The sequence below is a fragment of the Mycolicibacterium sediminis genome (assembly GCF_010731735.1).
In the GTDB taxonomy this organism is placed as follows: domain Bacteria; phylum Actinomycetota; class Actinomycetes; order Mycobacteriales; family Mycobacteriaceae; genus Mycobacterium; species Mycobacterium sediminis.
The window spans coordinates 1,148,072-1,170,707 of the sequence record NZ_AP022588.1 but is presented as its reverse complement, the minus strand read 5'-3'; the positions used below and the strand labels follow the sequence as shown (position 1 = coordinate 1,170,707).

The window sequence follows — 22,636 nt, the reverse complement described above, 5'->3', positions numbered from 1 at the left end:
CTCATCGGCGGAGCCGATGGGAGCCGGTGACGATTCCTATTGGACGCCGATCTGGGTGAGACGTGAGACTGCGATGAATCCACCGAGCTGCCGCCGCTCGGTGGTCCGCCTGCAGCCACGCGCGCGCAGCGTCCGAGATGACTCGACGGTGGACGAGAGAAGGAAGAGTCAGATGAGCGTCACCGTGATCGAATACATCCTCGGCAGGCTCCACGACGTGGGTGTCAACGACGTCTTCGGAGTGCCAGGGGATTACGCGTTCCCCCTGCACGACGCCATCGTCGCGCATCACGACATCAGCTGGATCGGCTGCTGCAACGAACTCAACGCCGGCTATGCCGCTGACGGGTACGCCCGTGTGAAGGGCGTGGGTGCAGTCACCACCACCTACGGGGTAGGGGAACTCAGTGCGATCAGCGCGGTCGCCGGCTCCTACGCCGAGAACTTGCCGGTCTTCCACCTCGTCGGCATGCCCACCCGGGCCACCCAAGCCAACCGGTCGCTGGTGCATCACACCCTCGGCAACGGACAATTCGACCTGTTCCGGTCGATGGCCGACACCGTCACCGGCGCCAGCGCGATCATCACCCCGGCCAACGCCGTCGCCGAGACCGAACGCCTGATCGCCGAAGCCCTCTACAACCGTCGCCCCGTGTACATGGCCCTGCCCTCCGACGTCGTCGACGCCCCGATTGTCGCGCAGTCGGACCCCTTGCCCTTGCCCGTCAGTGACTCGACCGCGCTGGCAGCCGCGACCGACGCCGTGGTCGGCGCGTTGGAGGCCGCGTCGACGGCGTGCGTCCTGCCCGGAATCCTGTTGGACAGATTGGGTCTGCGCGAGGTGGCTCAGCAGTTCGTCGAGGCGGCGGATCTTCCGTTCGCGACCATGTTCGCCGACAAGTCCGTTCTCGAAGAGGACCACCCCAACTACGTCGGCATGTACGACGGCCGACTCATGGACCCGGCGGTCCGCGAGTTCGTCGAGACGTGCGACGTCGTCGTGGCGTTCGGCACCATGGCGACCGACTTCAACACCGGCGCCTTCACCTCCAAACTCGACCCCGACAAGATCGTCAAGATCGACCTCCACAGCACGCGGGTGGGGTCGACGGTTTACCAGGGCGTCGAGATGGCCGACCTCCTCCGCGCGCTCGCCGGGCGGTCGTGGAGCACCCGTCAACGAGGCGGTCCCCGGCCAGAGCAACTCGGTCCGGTATCCGGGTCCGGTGCCGATCCGATCACCGCGGAAGCGCTGTACCCGCGATGGGCTGACTTCTTGCGGCCCGACGACATCGTCATCGCCGAAACCGGCACGTGCTCCATGGGATTGGCGTTCGCGCGGCTCCCGCGCGGTGCACGGTTCCACAACCAGACCCTGTGGGGCGCCATCGGATGGGCCACCCCGGCAGCACTTGGGGCGGCCGTCGCCGCGCCGAACCGGCGGCTCGTGTTGTTCACCGGCGAAGGCTCCCACCAGCTGACGGCACAAGAGATCGGCCAGTTCCACCGCCGCGGCTTGAAGCCGATCATCTTCGTACTGAACAACAACGGGTACCTCATCGAGCGGATGCTGTGCACCGACCCCGACATCGCGTACAACGACGTCGCGCCGTGGAACTACACCGAACTTCCGCACGCACTGGGATGCGACGACTGGTTCACCCCGCGGGTGAACACGTGCGCCGAACTCGACGCCGCCCTCGCCACCGCCGCCGAGGGCACCCGCGCCGCCTACATCGAGGTGATGACGGGAACCTACGAAGTACCTCCGCTCGTCCAGAAACTGCACGAGAACCTCAAGACGCTCTACAACACGGGCTAACGCGACGCGTGTCGAGTGGAAGCCCCGGGGGCCGGTGGATCCCGTGACCTCCGACCGTCACTACCCGCTAGCCGGAAGGTACGACTGCCGCCACCGGGCTGTCGACCGGTGCGCGACCGTAGTTGGCTCTAGTCATGACGTTCGGCCCGCACAACCGAGAGGGATCGACATGACCACCCGCGTGATCGTAGGAGTAACCGGGGCCAGCGGCACGGCGTACGGCGTACGCCTTTTGGACGTGCTGCGTGACGAGCCAGATGTGGAAACGCATCTGGTGATGTCCCAATCCGCGCGTAGAACACTGCATTTCGAACTCGACATGACTGCCCGCGAGATCGAAGAACGCGCCGACGTCGTACACAAGCCGAACGACATCGGCGCCTCGATCGCATCTGGATCATTTCGCGCCCACGCCATGGTCGTCGCCCCCTGCTCGATGAAGACCGCAGCGGGCATAGCGACCTCCTACTCCGACAATCTGCTGCTGCGCGCCGCCGACGTCATGCTCAAGGAGCGACGCCGGCTGGTTCTGCTGGTCCGCGAAACACCGCTGCACCTCGGACACCTGCGCATCCTCACCCAGCTCGCCGAGATCGGCGCGATCATCATGCCCGCGGCACCGGCCTTCTATCAGCGGCCGGAGACGATCGACGACCTGATCGACCAGACCGTCAACCGCGTCCTGGACCTCGCCGACGTCGAACTGCGGCGGGACCTCTTCACCCGCTGGACCGGCGGACAGCCGGCACCCGATCCGCACCACGAGCCCGAACTCGTCCGTCCCGTCCGCTGACCGCCGACCCCACCCACGAGGAGCACACACCAATGTCTGCACACGTCGACCGCAACAAGATCCCCCGCAGCTACCGCGAGTACCTCGCCCTGATGAAGGACATGGGCGAACTCGTCGAGATCGACGACGAAGTCGACTGGAACCTGGAGATGGGGGCGATCTTCCGCCACGCCGCCGAAACCTGTGCTCCCATGCCGGTGTTCAACCACGTCAAGGACGCCGCGCCGGGTTTCCGTGCCGCCGACTGGGGCATGGGCAAGAGTGGTCACCCCACCCAACCGTGGCGCCGGCTGTCCGCCATGCTCGGACTGCCCCCCGAGACACCCCTGATGGAGATCCAAGCCGCCTACATCGAGGCCAAGGAGAACGGTCGCTCGTACCCGCCCAACGTCGTCGACGCCTCTGCGGCACCCTGCAAGCAGAACAAGTGGACCGGCGACCAGATCGACCTCAACAAGATCCCCGCGCCACTGGCCCACGACGGCGACGGCGGCCGGTACCTGCAGACCGCGGGCCTCAACATCGCCCAGACCCCCGACGGAAAGTGGACCAACTGGTCCACCAACCGCGCGATGATCCTCGACGCCCAGACCATGACGGGCCAATGGTGGCCCAAGCAGCACAACGGGATGATCTGGAAGATGTGGCGCGACGAGGGCAAGGACATGCCCTGGGCGTGCGCACTCGGTGTCAGCCCGGTCGCCTCGACACAGGCCGCGTCCCGCATCCCGGCGTGGGTCGACGAATACGACATGGCCAGTGCACTTCTGGGTGCACCGCTGGACATGGTGAAGTGCGAGACCAATGACATCCTCGTCCCCGCGGACGCCGAGATCATCATCGAGGGCGTCATCGAATACGGCACGCAGGAACCCGAGGGCCCCTTCGGCGAATACCCCGGCTACCTACCCGACGAGACCACGATCTTCCCCCGCCAGAAGGTCACGTGCGTGACGTTCCGCGACCAGCCGATACTGCCGATGTCCATCCCAGGGGTGCCGATCGACAACTGCCACGTCACCATGGGGTTCTTCATCTCCTCGGACTCGGTGATCACCCTGCAGAAGGCCGGACTGCCGATCATCGACGGCATGTACCTGTTCGAGGCCGCCATCCTGTGGTTCGTCATCCGCGTCCCCAAGGACTGGCACGACCGGACCGGCTGGACGCTCGACGACTTCATGAACCGTCTGGGCAACACGTTCTGGACCGACCACGTCGGCGACACCGTCACGAAGATCCTCGTCGTCGACGAAGACATCGACCCCTCCGACGTGAAGGAGGTGGTGTGGGCGTTCGCCTCGCGCAACCACCCAACGTTCACCACCTACCTGTTTCCCGAGTTGCGGGCCTTCGGTGACGGTATCGAGTCCTACCACACCACCCGCGAGCTGTCCGAGGACAAGGGGACCTCACTGGTCATCTACGCCTGCCTGGAGAACGCCGATCGGGTCGGACGGCCCGAGAAGCGGGTCATGTCCTTCACCGAGAACTACCCCGAACCCGTCAAGCAGAAGGTCCTCGACAACTGGGAGCGCTGGGGCTTCGGCGATGGTGCCGCTAGCCGGTAGAGCACGTGTCACGCCACCAACCATCGGAGATGGCGGCCGGCACTGCCGACAGACGTCCCGTGCTCGGCAAGAGTAAGAGTCACCCGCAGAACGCATCACCCGAAGACCAGGAGAATCGCTCATGACAACGTCCCCCGCACGCAGCCTGCACACCGCCTCCCTGCTCGACGGGGAGATCGTCGAGGAGTCCGACCTCGGCTCGATGCGCCGCGTCACCGCCGACAACCTGCCGATCCTCAACCGCCTGTCCATCAAACGCGTCCTGCTCAACCCCGGCGCCATGCGCACACCCCACTGGCACGCCAACGCCAACGAACTCACCTACTGCGTCTCGGGCACCGCACTGGTCTCCATCCTCGACAGCGGCAGCAAGTTCTCCACCTTCATCGTCACCGCCGGCCAGATGTTCCACGCCGAATCCGGCTCCCTGCACCACATCGAGAACATCGGCGACGACGTCGCCGAATTCATCATCGCCTTCCGCAACGAACGCCCCGAGGACTTCGGCTTCGGCGCCACCCTCGGCGCCTTCTCCGACGCCGTCCTGGGCAACACCTACGACCTCCCCTCGGCCGACTTCGCCAAGATTCGTCGTAGCACCCGCGACCACAAGCTCGCCGCCCGCATCGGCGACCCCGTCGTGCCCGCCGCCGCGCACTTCAACGACCCGCACAAGTTCGACGTCGAAGCCCAATCCCGGGACTGAACTACGTGTCCGGTAACGCCCGCTTCGCCCGCGACCAGTTCTGGCCCATCCTCAAGGACATCTCCATGTACTCGCTGCGGGTCACCGAGAACGGCATGCGCGAACCGCACTGGCATCCCGTCACCGCCGAGATGGGCTACGTCAACCACGGCGACGCCCGCATGACCATCATGAACCCCGACGGCACCCTCGACACCTGGAACCTCACCACCGGCGACATGTACTTCATCCCCCGCGCCTACCCCCACCACATCGAGAACACCGGCACCGACCCCTGGCACTTCCTCATCTTCTTCGACCAGCCCTTCCCCGCCGACATCGGCTACCGCGCATCCGCCAGCGCCTACTCCCGCGAAGTCCTCGCCGCCACCTTCGGCACCCACATCGACGACCTACCCCAATTCCCCTTCACCCCCGCCGATCCACTGATCGTCACCCGCACCAACCCGGTCGATGCCGACGGCGTCGGACACGTCGGATAGCACCGTGAGGCACGACACCGGGTCGGCGGCGACGTCGGTTGTGGCCGTGCGCCGCGGCGGGGTACGGGACGTCTTCGGTGTACCGAACTACCGGCGGTTCGTATCGGGACAGTCGCTCAGCCTGATCGGATCCTGGGCCGAGACCATCGCCCTGGCACTGCTGGTCCTGCAGTTGACGCGCTCGCCGCTGGTCCTCGGGCTCGTCATGAGCACGCGGTACCTGCCCGTGCTGTTGGCGACACCGTACGCGGGCCTGATCGTCGACCGCAGCGACAAGCGGCGTGTCCTGACGGTGACCAACGCAGTGCTCGGTCTGACGTCGCTCGGGATGGGGTTGTCGGTCCTGGCGGGCACCATCGCACTGTGGCAGATCTTCGTCGCAGCAGCGGTATTTGGCGTCATGACCGCGCTGGACAACCCGGCGCGAATGGCGCTGATCCCGGAACTCGTTGACCCGCAGCTTCTTCGGTCGGCCATCACCATCAACAGCATGATGGCCAACGTAGGACGGGCCCTGGGCCCCGCCGTCGCGGCGGGGCTGATCCGCTGGCACGGCCTCGGGTGGTGTTACCTGTTCAACGCGCTGACCTTCGCGTTGGTGGTGGTCGCACTCGCCGCTCTCGACGGTCGTCAGATGCACAGGACGGCGCCCGCCGGCCGCGGCAAGCGGCAGCTGCGCGAGGGACTCGCCGTCGCCCGGTCGAACCGCGACATCGCAGGACCGCTCGTCATGATGGCCTTCGTCGGCACGCTGACCTATGAGTTCGAGACCAGCCTGCCGGTGTTCGCGGAGCAGACACTCAAAGCGGGCGTTGACGGATATGCCTGGCTGACGACGGCATTCGGCGTGGGCTCCGTGTTGACGGGCCTGCTGATCGCACGTTGGCCCATCACGGGTCTGGCCCCGATGATTCGCGTGACCGTCCTCTACGGCGCGACGATGCTTTTGTTGACCGTCAGTTCCGGGCTGCCGGTGGCGCTGGTGTCCGCGGGGCTCGTCGGCGGTGCGAGCATTGCCTTCCTCACGACGGGCAACAGCACCATCCAGCTCGCGGCGCCCCCGCAGATGCGCGGTCGCGTCACCGGGCTGTGGACGACGGCGTTCATCGGGTCCACTCCGTTGGGCGCCGTGATCATCGGTGCGGTGGCACATCGTTTCGGCGGACATGCCGGCCTCGCCGCGGGAGTGATCGGATGTGCGCTGGCGGTGATCCTCGGGACCGTCATCCATCGCCGCGGTAGCCGGCGGGATGCCGACCAGATCACGTGAATCGCGGTCACCAGGAGTCGATCGTCCCGTCTTGACCCCTCGGACGGACCCGGATCACACTGCAGAGCATGAGCATCGCCCTGCTGCGTGACATGTTCGACCAGATGGTGGTGCGCAAGGACGCCACCGTAATCGAACGGTTCTACGATCCGTCCTTCGAGATGCACTCCAACGGCATCGTCCAGGATTACTCGGCCTTCGCCGAGAGTCACCGCGGCGTGTACGCCACCGACATCTCCTACTCCGTGGAGTACGACGAAGACGCCTGGGTGGAGACGGCGGACAAGGTCGCGGGCCGGGTGTGGATCACCACGAGCAGGCCCGACGAGGAGCCGACGCGCATCGAAGTCGTGCTCATCGCCGTGTTCACGCACGGTCGAATCGGTCGGCTATGGGAGACGACGTGGCCCAGCTGGAACGCCCTGCCGGCCTTCGAGGATTACTGAACTTCGGGGCACCCCGCCGGTCACTGCAATGGTTCGGGCGCGAAGGTCACGTCGACCCCGCCAACGGTCATCGTCACCTGATCCTCCATCACCATCACCTGCGCCGCGACCCGTCGGTCGACGCTCTGAGCCAGCTGCTCGACCGGCTCGTGCGGTATCCGGACCACGGACAGGTTCGGCAGCCCCGCCACCTTGGGGGCCACGGTGCGCCACCAGGTCGCCACGCCGGAGGCGAATGGGAACAGCACCACCTGGTCGGCCTGCCCGGCCGCCTTGGCCAGGGCACGCCCGTCGGGCTGACCGACGGTGATCCACTCCAGAATCCGGCCCGTGTAGTCGGCCAGCCGCAGGTCCGGTACGCCAGGGGTAGACAGGCCCGCCCCGAACGCCAACTCGCCGTCGACGTCACCGAGCCGGTGTGCGCGCAAGCCAAAGGCCAACAGTCGCACCACCATCCGCTCATCAGTCTCACTGGGGTGACGGGCGACGGTCAACGTGTGATCGGCGTAATAACCGTGATCGACGTCGGAGACGCCGAGTTCGACCTTGAACACTGTTGCGGAAAGAGCCACGTCATAGTGTCCACCCTGGTGGTGCTTCCGGAGTAATCCGGTCGTGGTGACGTGTCAGGCCGTCCGTGGCGGCGGTGCGAGCCTCTTTGTCGGCGTCGGCTGCCAGCGGAGGGTCCCGTCGTCGGATGTCAATACCTGACCGAAGGCCTGATCGCCGAAATGGATTGCGAATCCACAGGTGTCGGCGTCGAGTAGCTCGGCGATGATCCTGCGACGTGCGCCTGGCACGGCAGTGGGGTCTGCGTCCGGCCCGGAGCCCCACTCGGGATTGCGGAGCTGAGCAGGGACGTGGAAGGCGTCGCCGAATGCGATGAGGCGGCGCCCCGACTCGGAAGCCACGACGTAGGAGGTGTGCCCGCTGCTGTGCCCCGGGGTGATCAGGGTGGTGATCGCGGAGGCGATCTCCTGGGCGTCTCCGACCAGCGTCAACCGCGGGTGGTGACTCAGCGGTTCGATGACGGCCCGGCGGTCGGGCATCCCCGCCGGCGTCTGGCCGTCGGCGTACGGCGCCCATTCGGATTCGGCCACGACGTAGACCGCGTTGGGGAACGTCGGTGCGTACCCGCCGTCAGCGGTCGGGGTGAAGAGCCACCCGGTGTGGTCGACATGGAGATGGGTCAGGGCCACCACGTCGACGTCGGCCGCGGCGACTCCGACGCTCTCCAATGACGTCAGCAGAGCCCCGCAGTCGACTCGGCCGAACGGCGAGTTGGTATTCACCGGCCCGAATCCGGCGTCGATCAGCACGCACTCGTCGTCGCGTTGGACGAGCAAGCCGCCAGTCGACATCGCCACGGTGTCGTGAGCGTCGAGTTCATCGGGATGGCCGTGCCAGTAGGCGGCGGGGATGGCGGGTAGGAAGGCGCTGGGGACGAGCGACATCGCGCCGTCGACGACGTAGGTGAACGTCACGTCGTCCATCACCCATCGCCGTACCGACGATTGCGCGCCGATCACGCCGATCTCATCTGACATCGGATTCCTCTCACGGGTGTGCGGGGCCGGCGGTGGCGACCCACCGCGCCATCCCAGAATGCCGCAGGCTCGGTACGCAACTGCCGGGAGAATGAACGGTGGGTTCTCGCGCCGGGCCTCGCGACCTCGCGGTCGAGCTTCTCGACACGAGCGCCGGTCCCGGCTGATCTTCGACGCCCGGCCACGGTTCCGCTCTTGCTACCGTCGGTCATGCCACGAAAAATGACCGACGAAGAAGTCGAGGCGTTCCTCGACAGCCGCCCGGGCTGGGCGATGCTGAGCACCATCGACCAGGACGGATTCCCGCACACGGTCCCCCTGGGGTACTTCCGCTTCGGCCACGACGTCGTCATGGGCGTGCGGGACGGGACGCACAAAGTCGCCAACGTCGAGGGCAACCCGAAGGTGAGCGTCATGCTCGAGGACGGCTCGACCATGGCAGACATCCGTGGGGTGATGATCCAAGGCCACGCCCGCATCGTTCGCGAACACGAGGAAGCACTTCAGCTCGCGAGGGAGGGTGCCCGCGCACGGGGTGTGCCGGAGTCCGACTGGCCCACAGAACCCCGGCCGGGCGCCGCCTACATCCGCGTGGCACCGGTCAAGACACGGTCGTGGGACTACTCGAGCCCCGATCACTCGTAGCGTCGCCGTCGGCCCGCACGGAACCTGCCAAGGTCCGGCTTTGGAAAGGTTGAAAGCGGCTATCGGGAGTGACGGGCGGGACGAGAGCAGATCGGCATCGTCCGAACAGGAGGTACCCACATGGCATCGACGATGCAGATGGCACGTGATGAGCGCCGCGAGTTCGCGGACTTCCTCGCCGAGCTATCACCTGATCAGTGGGATGCGCCCAGCCTGTGCCGCCAGTGGCGCGTGCGCGATGTGGTTGCTCACGTCATCGGCTACGACGAACTCACTGCCACCGGCCTGGCGCTCCAGTTCGTGCGGGGTGCGCTCATCGTCAATCGGATCAACGCTTTAGGAGTGCATCAGCTGGCCACTCGCGCTCCGGAGGAACTCGTCCAGCTCGTCCGCAACCACATTCAGCCACGCGGATTGACGGCCAGCTTCGGCGGCATGATCGCCTTGGTCGACGGCATGGTTCACCAGCAAGACATTCGGCGGCCGTTGGCGATGCCTCGCGTCATACCGACCGATCGCCTGCGCGCGGTGCTCGGGTACGCGTTGTACGTGCCGCTGATCCGCGGAGCGTGGCGAGCGCGTGGCGTCCGACTCGTTGCCACCGATCTCGAGTGGACGCACGGACGAGGCCCCGAGGTTACCGGCCCCGGGGAAGCGCTTCTCATGGCCATGGCCGGCCGCCCCGATGCGCTGCTGCAACTCGACGGCCCCGGCCAGCACGTGCTGCGCCGACACCTGTGATGTCGCCTGTCGGCCCCTGTCGGCAGACGCCGAGGCAGCCCAAGTGGAGGTCGCGCGCGAACTGACGGAGGGCCTGATCGACGGAGACCTCAGCGACTAGGGGATGGCGGCGGGCTCGAAGCGATTACCGCTCGATCGCCCGTGCGTGGGATCTTCGAGGACCAAGCACGTCGTCTTGCGATGGACCGTGAGAAGCCAGTGGCCATTGCAGCGCCGGAGCAGTGCCGAGGCAGAAAGCGTTGACACAACGCCGATCTCGCGTTCCCGGGTAGAACCACACGCCGCTCTCAGGACGGGTGATCCACTCCGCTGGCCCACCGCAGACAGCGCAGGGCATGGGTGCCAAGTGCAAGACAGTTACCCGTCTCCGACCCCTCACTCGACCAAGAGCAAGGGAGCGATCGTGTACTCGGAGCAGCGCCCGTGGCGGGGCGGATCAACGGGTTGGAGCTAGGGCGCTACTCACGTCTTCCGGGAAGGCGAGGGCTGCACCTGTCCCGCCACGAGGTTACCCCCTTCTCCGTTACTCGCGGAAGGACCTCGGACGCATGAATGTCGCTCGTGAACCCACCCGGGCTCTCCTCCTCGATCGAGGCCGTCGCGGAAGTAGGCCCGCGACAATGCAATTCCAACACCTGCGGCGATCACCGTGCCTCCGATGAACATCGGGCCGGCTGGGGACTATGTGGTTCGGTGCGCTGATTCGGCCGTCCGAAACGTTGCCAAGGTCTCTCGCGCGAGGCGGGCGAGTTCCCTCGTCGCGGGGGACAGCATCGACGACTCCTTCTTGATGAGAGCGACGGTGTCGTAAAGCGGATCCTCCAACGGCAGATACCTGACGCCGGGCGGTGCGATCGAAGAATCGGCGACCGCGCGGGACACGAAGGTCTCGCCCGCTCCCGCTGCGACGAGTTCGAGGGCGGTGTCGACTTGCTCGACCTCGATCAAGGGTCGCAGCGTCAAACCCTTGAGCAGTGCCCGTTCGGCCAGTTGTCGGCGGGTGGGATCTCGCCATCCTGCGTGGGCGTCGTACAGGATGAGCTTCGCGGCGGCCATGTCCTCGACCGAAACCGGCCCGGTACGCCATGGGTACGCCGTCGCGTAGACCACCTCGTCCTTGAGCAGGGGCGTGACCGACAGCTCGCGGGTGTCCACGGGCAGCACCACCAGACCCGCTTCGAGGGTGCCCTCGCGAACGAGGTCCGCGACGTCTGCCGAATTCACGCCGACGACGCGAAGGCGGACGTTCGGGTAGCGGGAATGAAACGACGTGAGCAGGTCCGTCGTGGCGTAGTACTTCGCGTTGCGCAGCAGTCCGATCGATGCGACGCCCGACTGCAGCCCGGTGACTGACTTCAGGGCCCGATCCGCACCGTCCGCGGATGCCAAGGTCTGTTCGGCCAACGGCATCAACTCCTCGCCAGGAGTGGTCAGAGTCAGCTTTCGTGCTCCTCGGACGAACAGCGGTGTGCCGTATTGCTCCTCGATTCGTCTGATGGTCTCGGAGACGGTGGGTTGCGACATGTGCAACTCCTTGGCCGCTGCGGTAAAGGAGCCGCACTGTGCTGACGCAACGAAGACACGCAGCTGTATCAACGACAGAGCCATAGTGAAACACGATAACAGCAGTCGCATTTCACAAGGTTGTCCTCTTGCAGATGCATTCGTATGGTCGATTTACGAGCTAGTGACCTGCGGCACAGGAGGAATCGGAATGGACAGCACGGAGGAGGACCGTCAACTCGGCGAGCTGGGATACACCCAGAAACTCAGTCGATCCGTGGGAGGTGTCTCGTCGTTCTTTCTCGGTTTCTCGGTGATCAGTGCCACCACGGCGGTGTTCTCGGGATTCGGATTCGGCCTCAGCACGGCTGGCCCGGCCTTCGTGTGGACCTTCCCACTCGCGGTCGCCATCTTCTTCGTCTGGGCGCTCATCGCCGCCGACTTGGTGGGCAAGCTCCCGCTCGCCGGCTACGCGTATCAATGGACGAGCCGGCTCGTCCATCCGAGTTTGGGTTGGTTCACCGGGTTCGCCGGTGCAGTCGGATTCATCAGCGGATTCACCGGCGTCGCCTTCGTGATGGCGGGGTACATCGGCAGTCTCCTGAACCTCGAGATGACCACACCGTTGCAGATCTCCATCGCCATCGCGGTGGTCCTGGTCTGTGTCCTCATCAACGTCTACGGCGTGAAACTGGCGACCTTGCTCAATAACATCGGTGTGGCCTTGGAACTGGTGGTGACGATCGGAGCAACTGCATTCATCGCCGTCGTCGCCTTCTTCGTGTCCGACGAGCACCAGGGAATCGAGTTCTTGTTCTCCTCCGGCGCCGCCGACGACTCGACGTCCCCGTACGTCGTGGTGTGGTTGACCGCGAGCCTCGGCTGCATCTTCGGACTGCTCGGAGTGGAAGCGGCGGCCGATGTCGCAGAGGAGACGGTGGACGCCCGCCGCACGATTCCCCGCACGATGTTCTTGGCGCTCGGAGTGGCATCGACCATCGAATTCTTCATGTACGTCGTCTTCCTCCTCGTGATCAAGGATCCTGCGACGCTCTCGGATAGCTCGTCTCCGATCACGGACCTGTTTGCCCAGCAGATATCCCCATGGTTCTCCAAATTGGTCATCGCACTTGCGTTGACGAACATCCTCGTCTGCGTACTGGCCAGCATGCTCGTCGCCACGCGTCTCGTATATGCCCTCGGCCGAGACAACATGCTCCCCGGGTCGCAACTGCTCCGACGGGTCTCGGAAGCGCACAAGGTGCCGACCCTTGCAGTGTGGGCGACCGGACTGGTCTCACTCGCGCTTCTGCTCTCGGCTCTCGCGAACGAGCAGACGTTCTCCTACATCATCGGAATGTCGGCCCTCGGCTTCTTCGGCGTCTACTTACTCACCACGGCGGGGCTTCTGGTCGCTGCGGCACGCCACCGCATCCCTCGAGGTGTCGCGGGAATCTTCGACCTGGGCCGACTGCGCGTGCCGATCTACGTCGTGGGCGTGGTCGTATTCGGATCGGTGATGTCGGCGCTGATGTTCCTGCCGGACTTCCGGGCCAATGCGATCGTCTTCGTGGTGACCATGGCCATCGCGGGCGTCTGGTGGCTCGCGGTTCTGAGGGGCCGCATCGCGCGGTCGGAAGCCGGGCCGAAGTACGCGCTGGCGGCCGGTGAGCGCACCGCTGCTTCGAATGACGTTGTCGCTGAGTCCATTCACGGCGACGTCCGGCCGTCGTGAGGGCGTGGCAGTAGGGCGCTGACCTCGTGTCGTCCCGAGGTCGTTTCGTGGAGAAGACGGGCCGCAAGGCGTGCCACGTGCTCTGAGCCTCCGGCGCCGGTGATCGCAGATCCGGACACGGCGAATGAGGAAGTGTCGGGCGGCATCCTCGTCGACGTGGACTGATCGATCGGATGCATCCCACCGGGTGCGTGTTCTCGTGCAGACCAACTCGGGTCGGTCACGACTCGTCCAGACGCGCGGGCGTTCCCTGGAGCGACTGGGTTCACCATCGCATAGCGAGACCCTATGGAAGATGCCGAGAATCACTGTCTAGTGCTTCACGACGGATGTCCTTACGGTGAGTTCATGCGTTACTCGACAGCTCTCCTCGAACGGGTGCACGGCAGATGTCAGCACCTCAAGCGACCCCTCGTCGACGCCCCTGCCGCCCAGCGGGACCCTGCGGTCATCGAGACCGTCAGCACGATGCTGCGCGAGATCGAGACCAGGGGGCTCGATGCGGTTCGCGATTACAGCCGTGCACTCGACAATGACGATCGCCGCGACTTCGAACTCTCCTTCGACGACGTCGCGACGAGCGGTCGCCGTCTGCCGCGAGATCTGCGTGAGGCGATCGAGCTGGGTGCCGACCGCACACAGGCCTTCGCGCGCGAACAACGTTCCCATCTCTTTGGATTCGAGACCGAGTTGAGTCCCGGGCTGGTTACGGGGACCCGCTATGTGCCGGTGGCCCGAGTGGGGGCGTATCTACCCGCGGGCCGATTTCCGCTGACCGCATCCGCCTTCATGACGGTGGGCGTGGCGAAGACGGCGGGGGTGTCCACAGTCGTTGCATGCACGCCGCCCCAGCCGCACGGCGGCGCGAACGACGCCGTCCTGTACGCGGCGCACCTCTCGGGTGTCGACCGCGTCTTCGTGCTCGGGGGAGTGCAAGCACTTGCCGCCATGGCGTTCGGGCTGCTGGGGGAGTTGCCCGTCGACATGCTCGTCGGAGCGGGTAACGCCTACGTCGCGGAGGCGAAGCGTCAACTGTTCGGCGCCGTGGCCATCGACCTGCTCGCCGGCCCCTCGGAAGTGGCCGTACTCTCCGACGAGACCGCCGACCCCGAGATCGTCGCCGCCGACCTCCTCGGCCAAGCCGAGCACGGCACGAATTCTCCGGCCGCGTTGGTCACCACCTCCGAAGAGCACGGGCACGCCGTCATCGCTGCGGTGGATCGTCAGCTACAGAGTCTGGCGACCGAGCCGATCGCCGGCCCGGCCTGGAGAGACTACGGCGTGGTGACGATCGCAGACGACCGAGAGGTCGCCGCTCTGCTCGTGGACGATCTCGCGCCGGAACACCTCGAGATCATCACCGCGGATGATGACTGGTACCACGGCCGGCTGCAGAACTACGGGTCGGTGTTCCTCGGTCCCTGGAGCACTGTCGCGTACTCCGACAAGGGCATGGCGGGCACCAATCACGTGCTTCCCACCGCCGGGGGTGCCAAGCACAGCGCAGGTCTGTCCGTGTCGCGGTATCTCAAGCCGCTTACCTATCAGCGCATCAGTCGGGAGGCCACGCCGGCCTTGGCGCACGCCGTCCAGGTGATCTCCGACTCCGAGGGGATGGCGGCGCACAGTGCGACCGCCACGCGCAGGCTAGCCCTCTATGCCGCGGAGGACGCAGTCGTCGAGTGACGCTTCGAGTCGTCGAGTCCAATGATCGAGAGGTAGCAGATGAGTGATCCGAAGCAGACGAAAGTGGTTGGGGCGGTCCAAATGGCGCCCGTCTTCCTGGACCGCGAGGCGACGTTGGCCAAGGTCGAGGGATACGTCGACGAAGCGGGCGCCAACGGGTGCGAACTGGTCGTCTTCGGTGAGACCGTCGTGCCGGGCTATCCGTTCTGGTTGGGCCGTACGGACGGAGCGAAGTTCAACTCCGATCTTCAACGGGACATCCATGCCGATTATCTGCAGGAAGCCGTCGACATCGAGGCCGGCCACCTGGATGGTGTGCGCGACGCCGCTCGACGGAACGGCGTCTCCCTCGTGCTCGGTGTTGCCGAACGGCCAGGAGATCGCGGCGGCCACAGCATCTACTGCTCTGCCATCACCGTCGACTCGCGCGGCGAAGTCGCGTCCGTGCACCGGAAGTTGATACCCACGTACGAAGAGCGCCTGAGTTGGGCCAACGGCGACGGGCACGGGCTGGTCACGCACGAGCTGGGTCCGTTCACCTTCGGCACACTCAATTGCTGGGAGAACTGGATGCCACTGTCACGAACGGCGCTGTATGCGCAAGGCGAAGATCTACACATAGCGCTGTGGCCCGGCGACGTCTCCGACACCGCGGACATCACGCGTTTCATAGCCCTCGAGTCGCGTTCCTACGTGATCTCGGTGTCAGGCGTGTACCGCCGAGACGACATTCCCGACGGGATGCCGGGTGCGGACATCATGAGGAATGCCAGCGACGAGCAAATCAGCACTGGTGGAACGTGTATCGCCGCTCCCGACGGAACGTGGGTCGTCGAACCGATCGATTCCCGGGAGGGCCTCACGGTCGCCACGCTCGATCACGGTCGGGTTCGTCGTGAGCGTCAGAACTTCGACCCCGCTGGTCACTACGGGCGACCCGACGTGACGAGTCTGGTCGTCGACCGCCGCCGGCAGACCCTCGCGACCTTCACCGACTGAGGTCCGTCTTCCCTGGCCCTTGCCGTTCCGGACGCGGCCCTGCTCAGCGATCCGATCGGAGTCAGCGGTGCATCCTCACCCCTCGCGCCCAAACCGACGCACGCCCATCGTCTCCCCGGCTCAGCAGTGCTACGGCTTCGCAACGGCCCGACGCCGGCGCCGCACAACGGTGACGATCGCGTAGTGGAGCGGTACGCATACCCACACGATCACGAGTGAGATCCCCAGGCCGAGTGGGTAGTCGCGGTCGAGGGTGGTGGGATTGTCGGCCTTGGCGCCCGGTGCGTCGAAGACCGGGAGGGCCAGGAGTATCAGCGTCGCCGAGCACACGGCGGCAATGGCGACGGGTGGCCACCATCCGCCCGTGATCAACCGGCGTGACGTATACCCAAGGGCTGCCGTCAACGGCGCGAACACGAAGTCGTGCACGATCAAACCCACCGCCGCCCATACCGCGATGCGGATGAGGACGTCGGCCGGGAACTCCCACAGCAACCAGACGCCGTAGGCGCCGACGAGCACCCCGACAGCGGCGACAGCCATGCGGATGGCGGCACGTCCGCCGGCTGGTGTGTCCAGCGCCGCGGCGTCACGGTGGCCGCCATCGTCAAGCATCTCCGTCGTGTCGGACCCGTCGGTCATCCGCCAACCACCTCGATGCGCGTCAACCACTTCGTCTGCAATACACCGGGTCTCGTTGGCGCTATCAGCCGGCAGGGGTACCCGTGGTCGAGGTCGAGTTCTGCACCGTTGAGCCGCAGAGCTATCAGCGTCGCAGAATCGCGGGCATGCCTGGCGGGAAGCGTCGTCCGCGAGTACGGGCCCGGCGGCTCCAGGGACGTCATCCGGACATCGGAGTCCGGCGAGCCGCCCTCTGCCGCCACGAGGTCGGCGAGCACGATGCCGGTCCACTGCGCGTTGGCGCTCCATCCCTCGACGCAGGCGATCGGAAGGTCCCGCGTGGACTGAGGCATCGCCTGCAGCTCGGCCAACGTGAACGTGCGACGTGCGCCCGCTCCGACAACCGTCAGCGATAGTCGGGTGACTTTGCGGCACGCGACACCCCCGCGGCAAGTGCCGTTCGGTTCACCGGAACACCCTGGGGTCCGTCGCCGGAACGTGGTGCCAGTGCCGATATCCGTTTGAGCCACGGCACCGTCTGGCCTGCGGTCGCGAGGGTCGCTACCGCGGTGGCGACGCCCGCTCCCATCAGTACGGTTCGCCGGCTCGGGCCGACGGCGCCACCCCCTTCGACGGCACTCCGATCGATCGATTCGCCGAGTGCACGACGGATTACGGGGAGCTTGACGGCGACGTGGACGATGACGGCACCGACCGCTACCCATGCCATCGCGTAGTGCACTGGAGGAAAGAAGAAGTCGAACGCGTACCACTGCGCGATGTTGAGCAGCCCGGTGCTCAGCTGAAATATCATCGCTCCGACCAGCACGAGTATCGACAGTCGCTCGAGTTGGCGGGTTAGGCCCCCGATCACGGGACGCGCGAACAGCTTCGGCCACACCGACCACAGTTTCACCACGAGCAAGGGGATCGCCGCGATCCCACTCGTCACGTGTAGTCCCTGGGTGACGCGGTAGAGCCACACGGGCCGCGTCGGCCACCAGAACCACGGTTGGGGATGCTGAATGAAATGACTGACGAGTCCCGTTACCATGCAGACCGCTACGGCGACACCAAGCCACGATCCGACTCGAGCGGTCACGGCCGTGCTCCGGTTCTCGGAGAAGCGTCGTCCATGGGACGGGGTCTCCGAGGCGACGTCGTCGCCGGATGTGTCCGAGCGCCCCACCGACTCAGGACCGGCGTTCGACCACATGATTCCTCGATTCCACGTTGACGGTGCCACAGGGGGGTGACCGGCCGGTAGGAGCGTTTCCACCGCGCTCTGTACTGTTCGATACAGTTGGTGTACTTTCTAGTACAGACCAAACTGCTTGGCAAGGGATGGGGGCTGACGTGAAGGTGAACCCGACGACCGACCGCGGGCGCGCCACCGTTGGACGTGTGCTGGATGCGGCGTGTGACCTCTTTGCCGCGCAGGGCATTCAGTCGACATCACTCGACGACATCGGTGCTGCCGCCGGCGTGGGGCGCGGGCAGCTCTACCACTTCTTCGTGGACAAGTCAGACATCGTTGCCGAGGTGGTGGCCTACCAGGTCGAGCGCGTGATCGCCTCGCTGAGACCGACTCTGGATGCCATGTCGACCGCCGACGACGTGCGGGCCTGGTGCGACGAAGTCGTCGCATTCTATGAAGGTTCGTCGGAGGCAATCCGTTGCCCCATCGGGTCGTTGATCTACCAGCTCGGTCAGAACGACGATGCAGCGCGTAAAGCGCTGCGTAACGGGTTCGCTCATTGGGAAGACCTGTTGGAAGCGGGACTCCAAAGGGTGGCCGACAGCGGTGGTATGACGACGGCCGCCGACGCCCGCTCCTTGGCGGCAGCCTTGCTCGCGGTGTACGAGGGCGGCGTCTTGCTCGCCAGTCTGAGCGGAGACGTCGGCCCACTACGGCGTGCCCTCCATGGGGCTACCCGTGGCGCGTTGACGAGCACCCCGGAGTCAGGTGAATCGGATCGCGTCAGGACTGCCTGACGATCGCGACACTCATGTCGCATGCACAACCGACTGGCTTTGAACAGCCCAACAGATAACGCCTTTCGGCGTCTCGAAGGAGAAACGTGAGTAGTTCAGAACACTTCGATACGGTGGTCATCGGCGGCGGTCCGGGCGGCGTGACGGCGGCACTTCGCCTCGCCGGCAGGGGTCTGACGGTGGCCGTGATCGAAGACCGCCTCGTAGGCGGCGAGTGTCACTACTGGGCGTGCAATCCGACGAAGACGCTAATCCGACCGATCGAGGTCCTCGAACTCGCCCGAGCCGTTCCCGGGGTCCGGGAGGTCGTCGGAAGCGACAGGGTCGACGTCAAGGCGGTCTTCGCCAAGAGGGACGTCATCATCGATCACCTCGACGACCACGACATCGTCGCCGGCATGACCGAGGCCGGTATCGACGTCGTTCACGGTCGAGGTCGACTCGATGGAGAACGAACGGTGGTGGTCGTCGAACCTGGGGGAGGTGAGCGCCGGTTGCATGCCGAGCGCGCAGTGATACTCGCGACCGGGACGCGCCCACTTCTTCCCGACGTCGAGGGACTTGAATCGGCATCCCCCTGGACCAACCGGGATCTGGCGACCATGAAGAGGGTCCCCGGCAGGACCATCGTCGTCGGCGGCGGAGTCGTCGGTGTGGAGTGCGCGACCATTCTGTCCGGGCTTGGCAGCACGGTGACTCTGCTGGTACGGGGATCCTCGCTGCTACGTGGATCCGAGCCCTTTGCGGGCACGCGGGTGGCGGCCGCGCTTGGAGATCGCGGCGTGGACGTCCGTTTCGGAACTCACGTCACGTCGGTCGAGCGCGACGCGCGCGGCGGAATCACCGCGTCCACCGGTGACATCCGACTCGAAGCCGACGAAATCGTCGTCGCCACAGGCCGTTCAGTCAACACCAATGGGCTGGGACTGGAAACGGTCGGTCTACCCGGCGGAGAGTACGTGACCGTCGACGACCACCTCACGGCCAAGGGCGTCGAAGGTGAATGGCTGTATGCGATCGGCGACACGACGGGACGCGCTCTGTTGTCGCATGTTTCGCAATACCACGCCGGCATCGTGGCGGACGTCGTCGCCGCCCGCGCCGAGGGCACTCTGCGCGACGGTGCGGAACTCATGGCACGGGACGCAGGCCGCCTGGCGCAGATCATCTTCACCAGCCCTCAGGTCGTCGAAGTCGGCTACACGGAAGCGGCGGCTCGTCAGGCTGGGTTCACGGTGACGACCCGAACTGCACGGTATCCAGGGGGCCTCGGAGAACTGTTGATCCTGCGCGACGGATTCGACGCAGAAGCGAAGCTGGTCGTCGATGCAGACCGTGACACGCTGCTAGGCGCGACGTTCGTCGGACCGGACGTAGCCGATCTGGTTCAGGCGGCCACCGTGGCCGTGGTGGGTGAAGTGCCGTTGTCGGTGCTGCGTCACGTCATCGCGCCGCACCCGTCACTCAGCCAGGTCTGGAACCCCTTGACTGCCGCTCGGTAGGCGCGACACCCACCACATCCGCAGACTCCGCGAGGAAGTTCAGTCGGCTAGTTCGAACGTCTTGCGCAGCTGCTTGTCGAAGATCCGGGCGGGCACGATGCGCCGCATGGCGCTCAACTGGCGCGCCTTGGCGCCCGCGGGATAGCGCAGCCGCGGGTTCGCGTCCGTTGCCGCGGCGACGATGGCCTTGGCCACGGTCACGGGATCCTCACCGCCGTTGACCTGTTCGGCCACCACCCGATTGGCGCGGCCGCGCTGTTGCGCGTACGCCTCCAGCGGGTTGTCGGGTGCCGTGGTGTTGTCGTCGAAACCCGTCCTGGTGCCGCCCGGCTCGACGAGTACCACCCTGATGCCGTGGCTGCGGACCTCGTGGTCGACGGACTCGGAGTATCCCTCGACGGCGTACTTCGTCGCGCTGTAGGCGGCCATGTACGGGGCGGGCATGAAGCCGAAGATCGAGGAGATGTTGACGATCCGTCCGCGCCGTCGAACCCGCATGTGCGGCAGGACGGCGTTGGTCATCCGGATGACGCCGAAGACGTTGATGTCGAACAGCTTCTGCTGCTGAGCGATCGAGTTCTCCTCGATGGCGCCGGCGAGTCCCATGCCGGCATTGTTGACCAGGACGTCGATGCGCCCGAAGCCCGTGACGACGCCCTCGACCAATGCGGCGACGGACTCGTCGCTGGTGACGTCGAGGTCGCGGAGCGTCACTCCCGAAGGGGGATTCAGTCCCGTGGTGTCGCGGCTGGTGCCGACGACGTGGAAACCGGCCTCCACGAGACCGAGCGCGGCGAACCTGCCCAGGCCGGCGTTGGCACCGGTGATGAGTGCGACGGGTTGCGATGATGGCATGCGTTGATTCCTGACGTCGTGTGCGGTGTCGTGGTCACGCTGTCTTCAGCGGTGTCTCGTGCTGCGATTCTCGAGAACATCTGTGTCTCAGTGCCGTCCGGTACTCGACGGCGGTCAAGACGAGCCCGACGAGGGCGCTGGTCGCTCCGGCCGCGGCCAGGAGCGCCCACCCGGAGCGGATGGCGGCGAACTTCGTGGGAGTGCTCGCGATGTGCGTCCCGACCACGGTGACGATCAGCGCGATGCCCAGTACGGAGCCGACCTGTCGAGCCGTGTTGATCAGTGACGAACCCGAACCCCAGCGCGGTCCCGGCAGCGCAGATCCCACGACCGAGGACAACGTGGGCAGTATCAGCCCGACCCCCAGCCCGGTCAGGAGTTGGCCGGGCAGCAGACCGGCCAGATAGTTCTCCGACGGCCCGAGCCGCCACAGCCACCAGAGCGCGCCGGCCATGAAGCTCGTGGCCCCCAGGGTGGCGACGGTTCCGATTCCCAGCCGTGCCGCGACACGATTGGCCAGCCGGGCGACGACGACCACGACGACAGGGCCGGCGGCGAGGCCGAGACCGGCCGCCTGAGCCGACCAGCCCCAGGTGGAGGTGAGGTAGAGGACGTTGACCAGGAGCATGCCGGCGAAGCCGCACGAGAACGCCAGCATCATGACGATGGCCAGGGCGAACTCGGGGACGCGCAGCACCGCCAGATCCAGGGCGGGCACCGGATGGCGGCGCGAGCGGATGACGACCGCGGTCAGGCCCGACACGGATACGGCCAGTGAGACCAGCACTACCGCTGCGTCCCATCCGCGTTCGGGAACCTCGACCAGCGCGTAGGCCAGCGCACCGACTCCGAGGACCAGGAAGCCGGCGCCGAGCAGGTCGGGCCGCCCGATCGGCGTGATGTCGGATTCGCGGAGGATGCGTACCGCCGCCACCATGGTGACGATCCCGAGGGGGACGTTGACCAGGAACACCCACTGCCATCCCGCGGCGACGAGCAGACCGCCCAGCGGCGGTCCGAGTGCGGCTGCGACCGCTCCGACCGACGCCCAGGTGCCCACGGCCTTGGCGCGCCGTTCAGCCGGCCAGGCGTTCAGGAGCAACGACAGGGACGTCGGTGTAATCAGCGCGGCGCCGACGCCTTGCACGGTCCGGGCGGCCACCAGCGCCCACAGGCTCGGGGCCAGTGCGCACACCGCAGAAGCGGCGGTGAAGACCGCCAGCCCCACGAGGAAGACCCGTCGGTGGCCGTAGCGGTCGGCGAGGCGGCCTGCCAGAGCGAGTACCGCCGCGAAGACGACGGTGTAACTGTTGAGGATCCAGGACATCTGGCCGAAGTCGGCATCCGCGAAGTCGGCACTGATGGCGGGGAAGGCGATGTTGACGATGAAGAGATCCAGCGTCGCCAGGAAGGCCGCCGACGACGTGACGACGAGGACCGCGCCTGGTCGAGTGGCGGTGTCACCTTGTCGTTGGGGCGTTCCAGCGGTCACGCGTTCCCCTCGGTTTCATGGCACGCGACATGGCTGTGCTTTTCATCTGGCCAGAGCATAGGACGCTGAGTCTACTGAAGGCAACTCAGCTAGTGCCGCGGGCACGCTTGACCGCCATCACGCCCACGGCCGACCGCGCGTCGTGAATTCAGCACGAAACGCGCTCCCTGACCCGATTGCCCGGCCGATCCATGGGTAGACCCCGGAAGAACCTGGTGGTCGAGC

18 protein-coding genes and 2 pseudogenes are annotated in these 22,636 nt (G+C 66.0%); 13 read left to right on the top strand and 7 right to left on the bottom strand.

The features are described 5' to 3' along the window. The first annotated feature begins 172 nt into the window (after positions 1-172). The 6 genes and pseudogenes from G6N64_RS05755 (at position 173) to G6N64_RS05730 (ending at position 7,090) form a co-directional block, all read left to right on the top strand. Entirely contained in the window at positions 173-1,822 is a 1,650-nt protein-coding gene (locus G6N64_RS05755) for an alpha-keto acid decarboxylase family protein (protein ID WP_163796011.1), read from the top strand. A gap of 169 nt (positions 1,823-1,991) precedes the next feature. Next, on the top strand, positions 1,992-2,615 hold the full coding sequence (locus G6N64_RS05750) for a UbiX family flavin prenyltransferase (protein ID WP_163796010.1): 624 nt from the start codon (positions 1,992-1,994) through the stop codon (positions 2,613-2,615). Positions 2,616-2,647: 32 nt separating this feature from the next. Next, positions 2,648-4,186 (top strand): UbiD family decarboxylase, encoded by a 1,539-nt coding sequence (locus tag G6N64_RS05745; RefSeq protein WP_163796009.1) that lies wholly within the window; start codon positions 2,648-2,650, stop codon positions 4,184-4,186. A 121-nt stretch (positions 4,187-4,307) separates the two neighbouring features. After that, positions 4,308-5,374, top strand: a pseudogene (locus G6N64_RS05740) (cupin domain-containing protein). A 4-nt stretch (positions 5,375-5,378) separates the two neighbouring features. Next, the gene (locus tag G6N64_RS05735; RefSeq protein ID WP_163796008.1) at positions 5,379-6,644 is read left to right on the top strand and encodes an MFS transporter; all 1,266 of its coding nucleotides are present in this window, start codon (positions 5,379-5,381) and stop codon (positions 6,642-6,644) included. Between the two features lie 68 nt (positions 6,645-6,712). Continuing rightward, entirely contained in the window at positions 6,713-7,090 is a 378-nt protein-coding gene (locus tag G6N64_RS05730) for a nuclear transport factor 2 family protein (protein ID WP_163796007.1), read from the top strand. Positions 7,091-7,110: 20 nt separating this feature from the next. Here G6N64_RS05730 and G6N64_RS05725 read toward each other — a convergent pair whose 3' ends face one another. Together G6N64_RS05725 and G6N64_RS05720 are read right to left on the bottom strand one after the other, a co-directional pair. Next, entirely contained in the window at positions 7,111-7,662 is a 552-nt protein-coding gene (locus G6N64_RS05725; RefSeq protein ID WP_163796006.1) for a YaeQ family protein, read from the bottom strand. A 54-nt stretch (positions 7,663-7,716) separates the two neighbouring features. Continuing rightward, on the bottom strand, positions 7,717-8,637 hold the full coding sequence (locus G6N64_RS05720; RefSeq protein ID WP_163796005.1) for an MBL fold metallo-hydrolase: 921 nt from the start codon (positions 8,635-8,637) through the stop codon (positions 7,717-7,719). A 222-nt stretch (positions 8,638-8,859) separates the two neighbouring features. Between G6N64_RS05720 and G6N64_RS05715 the strand changes: the two genes are divergently transcribed. Next, the gene (locus G6N64_RS05715) at positions 8,860-9,282 is read left to right on the top strand and encodes a pyridoxamine 5'-phosphate oxidase family protein (protein ID WP_163796004.1); all 423 of its coding nucleotides are present in this window, start codon (positions 8,860-8,862) and stop codon (positions 9,280-9,282) included. A gap of 120 nt (positions 9,283-9,402) precedes the next feature. Further along, positions 9,403-10,023: a maleylpyruvate isomerase family mycothiol-dependent enzyme gene (locus tag G6N64_RS05710; RefSeq protein ID WP_246230968.1), complete on the top strand. Its 621-nt coding sequence runs from the start codon at positions 9,403-9,405 to the stop codon at positions 10,021-10,023. A gap of 681 nt (positions 10,024-10,704) precedes the next feature. Here the strand turns inward: G6N64_RS05710 and G6N64_RS05705 are convergent. After that, positions 10,705-11,631, bottom strand: coding sequence for a LysR family transcriptional regulator (locus tag G6N64_RS05705; protein ID WP_163796003.1), 927 nt, complete (start codon positions 11,629-11,631; stop codon positions 10,705-10,707). Here G6N64_RS05705 and G6N64_RS05700 point away from each other — a divergent pair. The 3 genes from G6N64_RS05700 (at position 11,546) to G6N64_RS05690 (ending at position 15,946) form a co-directional block, all read left to right on the top strand. Continuing rightward, on the top strand, positions 11,546-13,261 hold the full coding sequence (locus G6N64_RS05700) for an APC family permease (protein ID WP_246230967.1): 1,716 nt from the start codon (positions 11,546-11,548) through the stop codon (positions 13,259-13,261). The two genes, G6N64_RS05705 and G6N64_RS05700, sit on opposite strands and share 86 nt — an antisense overlap. A 348-nt stretch (positions 13,262-13,609) precedes the next feature. After that, a complete protein-coding gene (hisD, locus tag G6N64_RS05695; protein ID WP_163796002.1) occupies positions 13,610-14,947 on the top strand; it encodes a histidinol dehydrogenase in 1,338 nt (445 codons plus the stop codon). Between the two features lie 39 nt (positions 14,948-14,986). Next, positions 14,987-15,946 (top strand): carbon-nitrogen hydrolase family protein, encoded by a 960-nt coding sequence (locus G6N64_RS05690; RefSeq protein ID WP_163796001.1) that lies wholly within the window; start codon positions 14,987-14,989, stop codon positions 15,944-15,946. A 129-nt stretch (positions 15,947-16,075) separates the two neighbouring features. Here G6N64_RS05690 and G6N64_RS05685 read toward each other — a convergent pair whose 3' ends face one another. Beyond that, positions 16,076-16,588, bottom strand: a complete 513-nt coding sequence (locus G6N64_RS05685) for a hypothetical protein (protein ID WP_163796000.1) — start codon at positions 16,586-16,588, stop codon at positions 16,076-16,078. After that, positions 16,585-17,669 (bottom strand): annotated as a pseudogene (locus G6N64_RS05680) (molybdopterin-dependent oxidoreductase). The gene G6N64_RS05685 and the pseudogene G6N64_RS05680 overlap by 4 nt, the downstream one beginning before the upstream one ends. Before the next feature lie 254 nt (positions 17,670-17,923). Between G6N64_RS05680 and G6N64_RS05675 the strand changes: the two are divergent. Beyond that, positions 17,924-18,562, top strand: coding sequence for a TetR/AcrR family transcriptional regulator (locus G6N64_RS05675; protein WP_163795999.1), 639 nt, complete (start codon positions 17,924-17,926; stop codon positions 18,560-18,562). 86 nt (positions 18,563-18,648) lie between these two features. Then, positions 18,649-20,064: a dihydrolipoyl dehydrogenase family protein gene (locus G6N64_RS05670; RefSeq protein ID WP_163795998.1), complete on the top strand. Its 1,416-nt coding sequence runs from the start codon at positions 18,649-18,651 to the stop codon at positions 20,062-20,064. A gap of 39 nt (positions 20,065-20,103) precedes the next feature. On the opposite strand, the gene G6N64_RS05665 is transcribed toward G6N64_RS05670, so the two are convergent. Together G6N64_RS05665 and G6N64_RS05660 are read right to left on the bottom strand one after the other, a co-directional pair. Further along, positions 20,104-20,919 (bottom strand): oxidoreductase, encoded by an 816-nt coding sequence (locus G6N64_RS05665; protein ID WP_163795997.1) that lies wholly within the window; start codon positions 20,917-20,919, stop codon positions 20,104-20,106. 34 nt (positions 20,920-20,953) lie between these two features. Beyond that, the gene (locus G6N64_RS05660; RefSeq protein ID WP_163795996.1) at positions 20,954-22,411 is read right to left on the bottom strand and encodes a DHA2 family efflux MFS transporter permease subunit; all 1,458 of its coding nucleotides are present in this window, start codon (positions 22,409-22,411) and stop codon (positions 20,954-20,956) included. Positions 22,412-22,636: the final 225 nt, after the last annotated feature.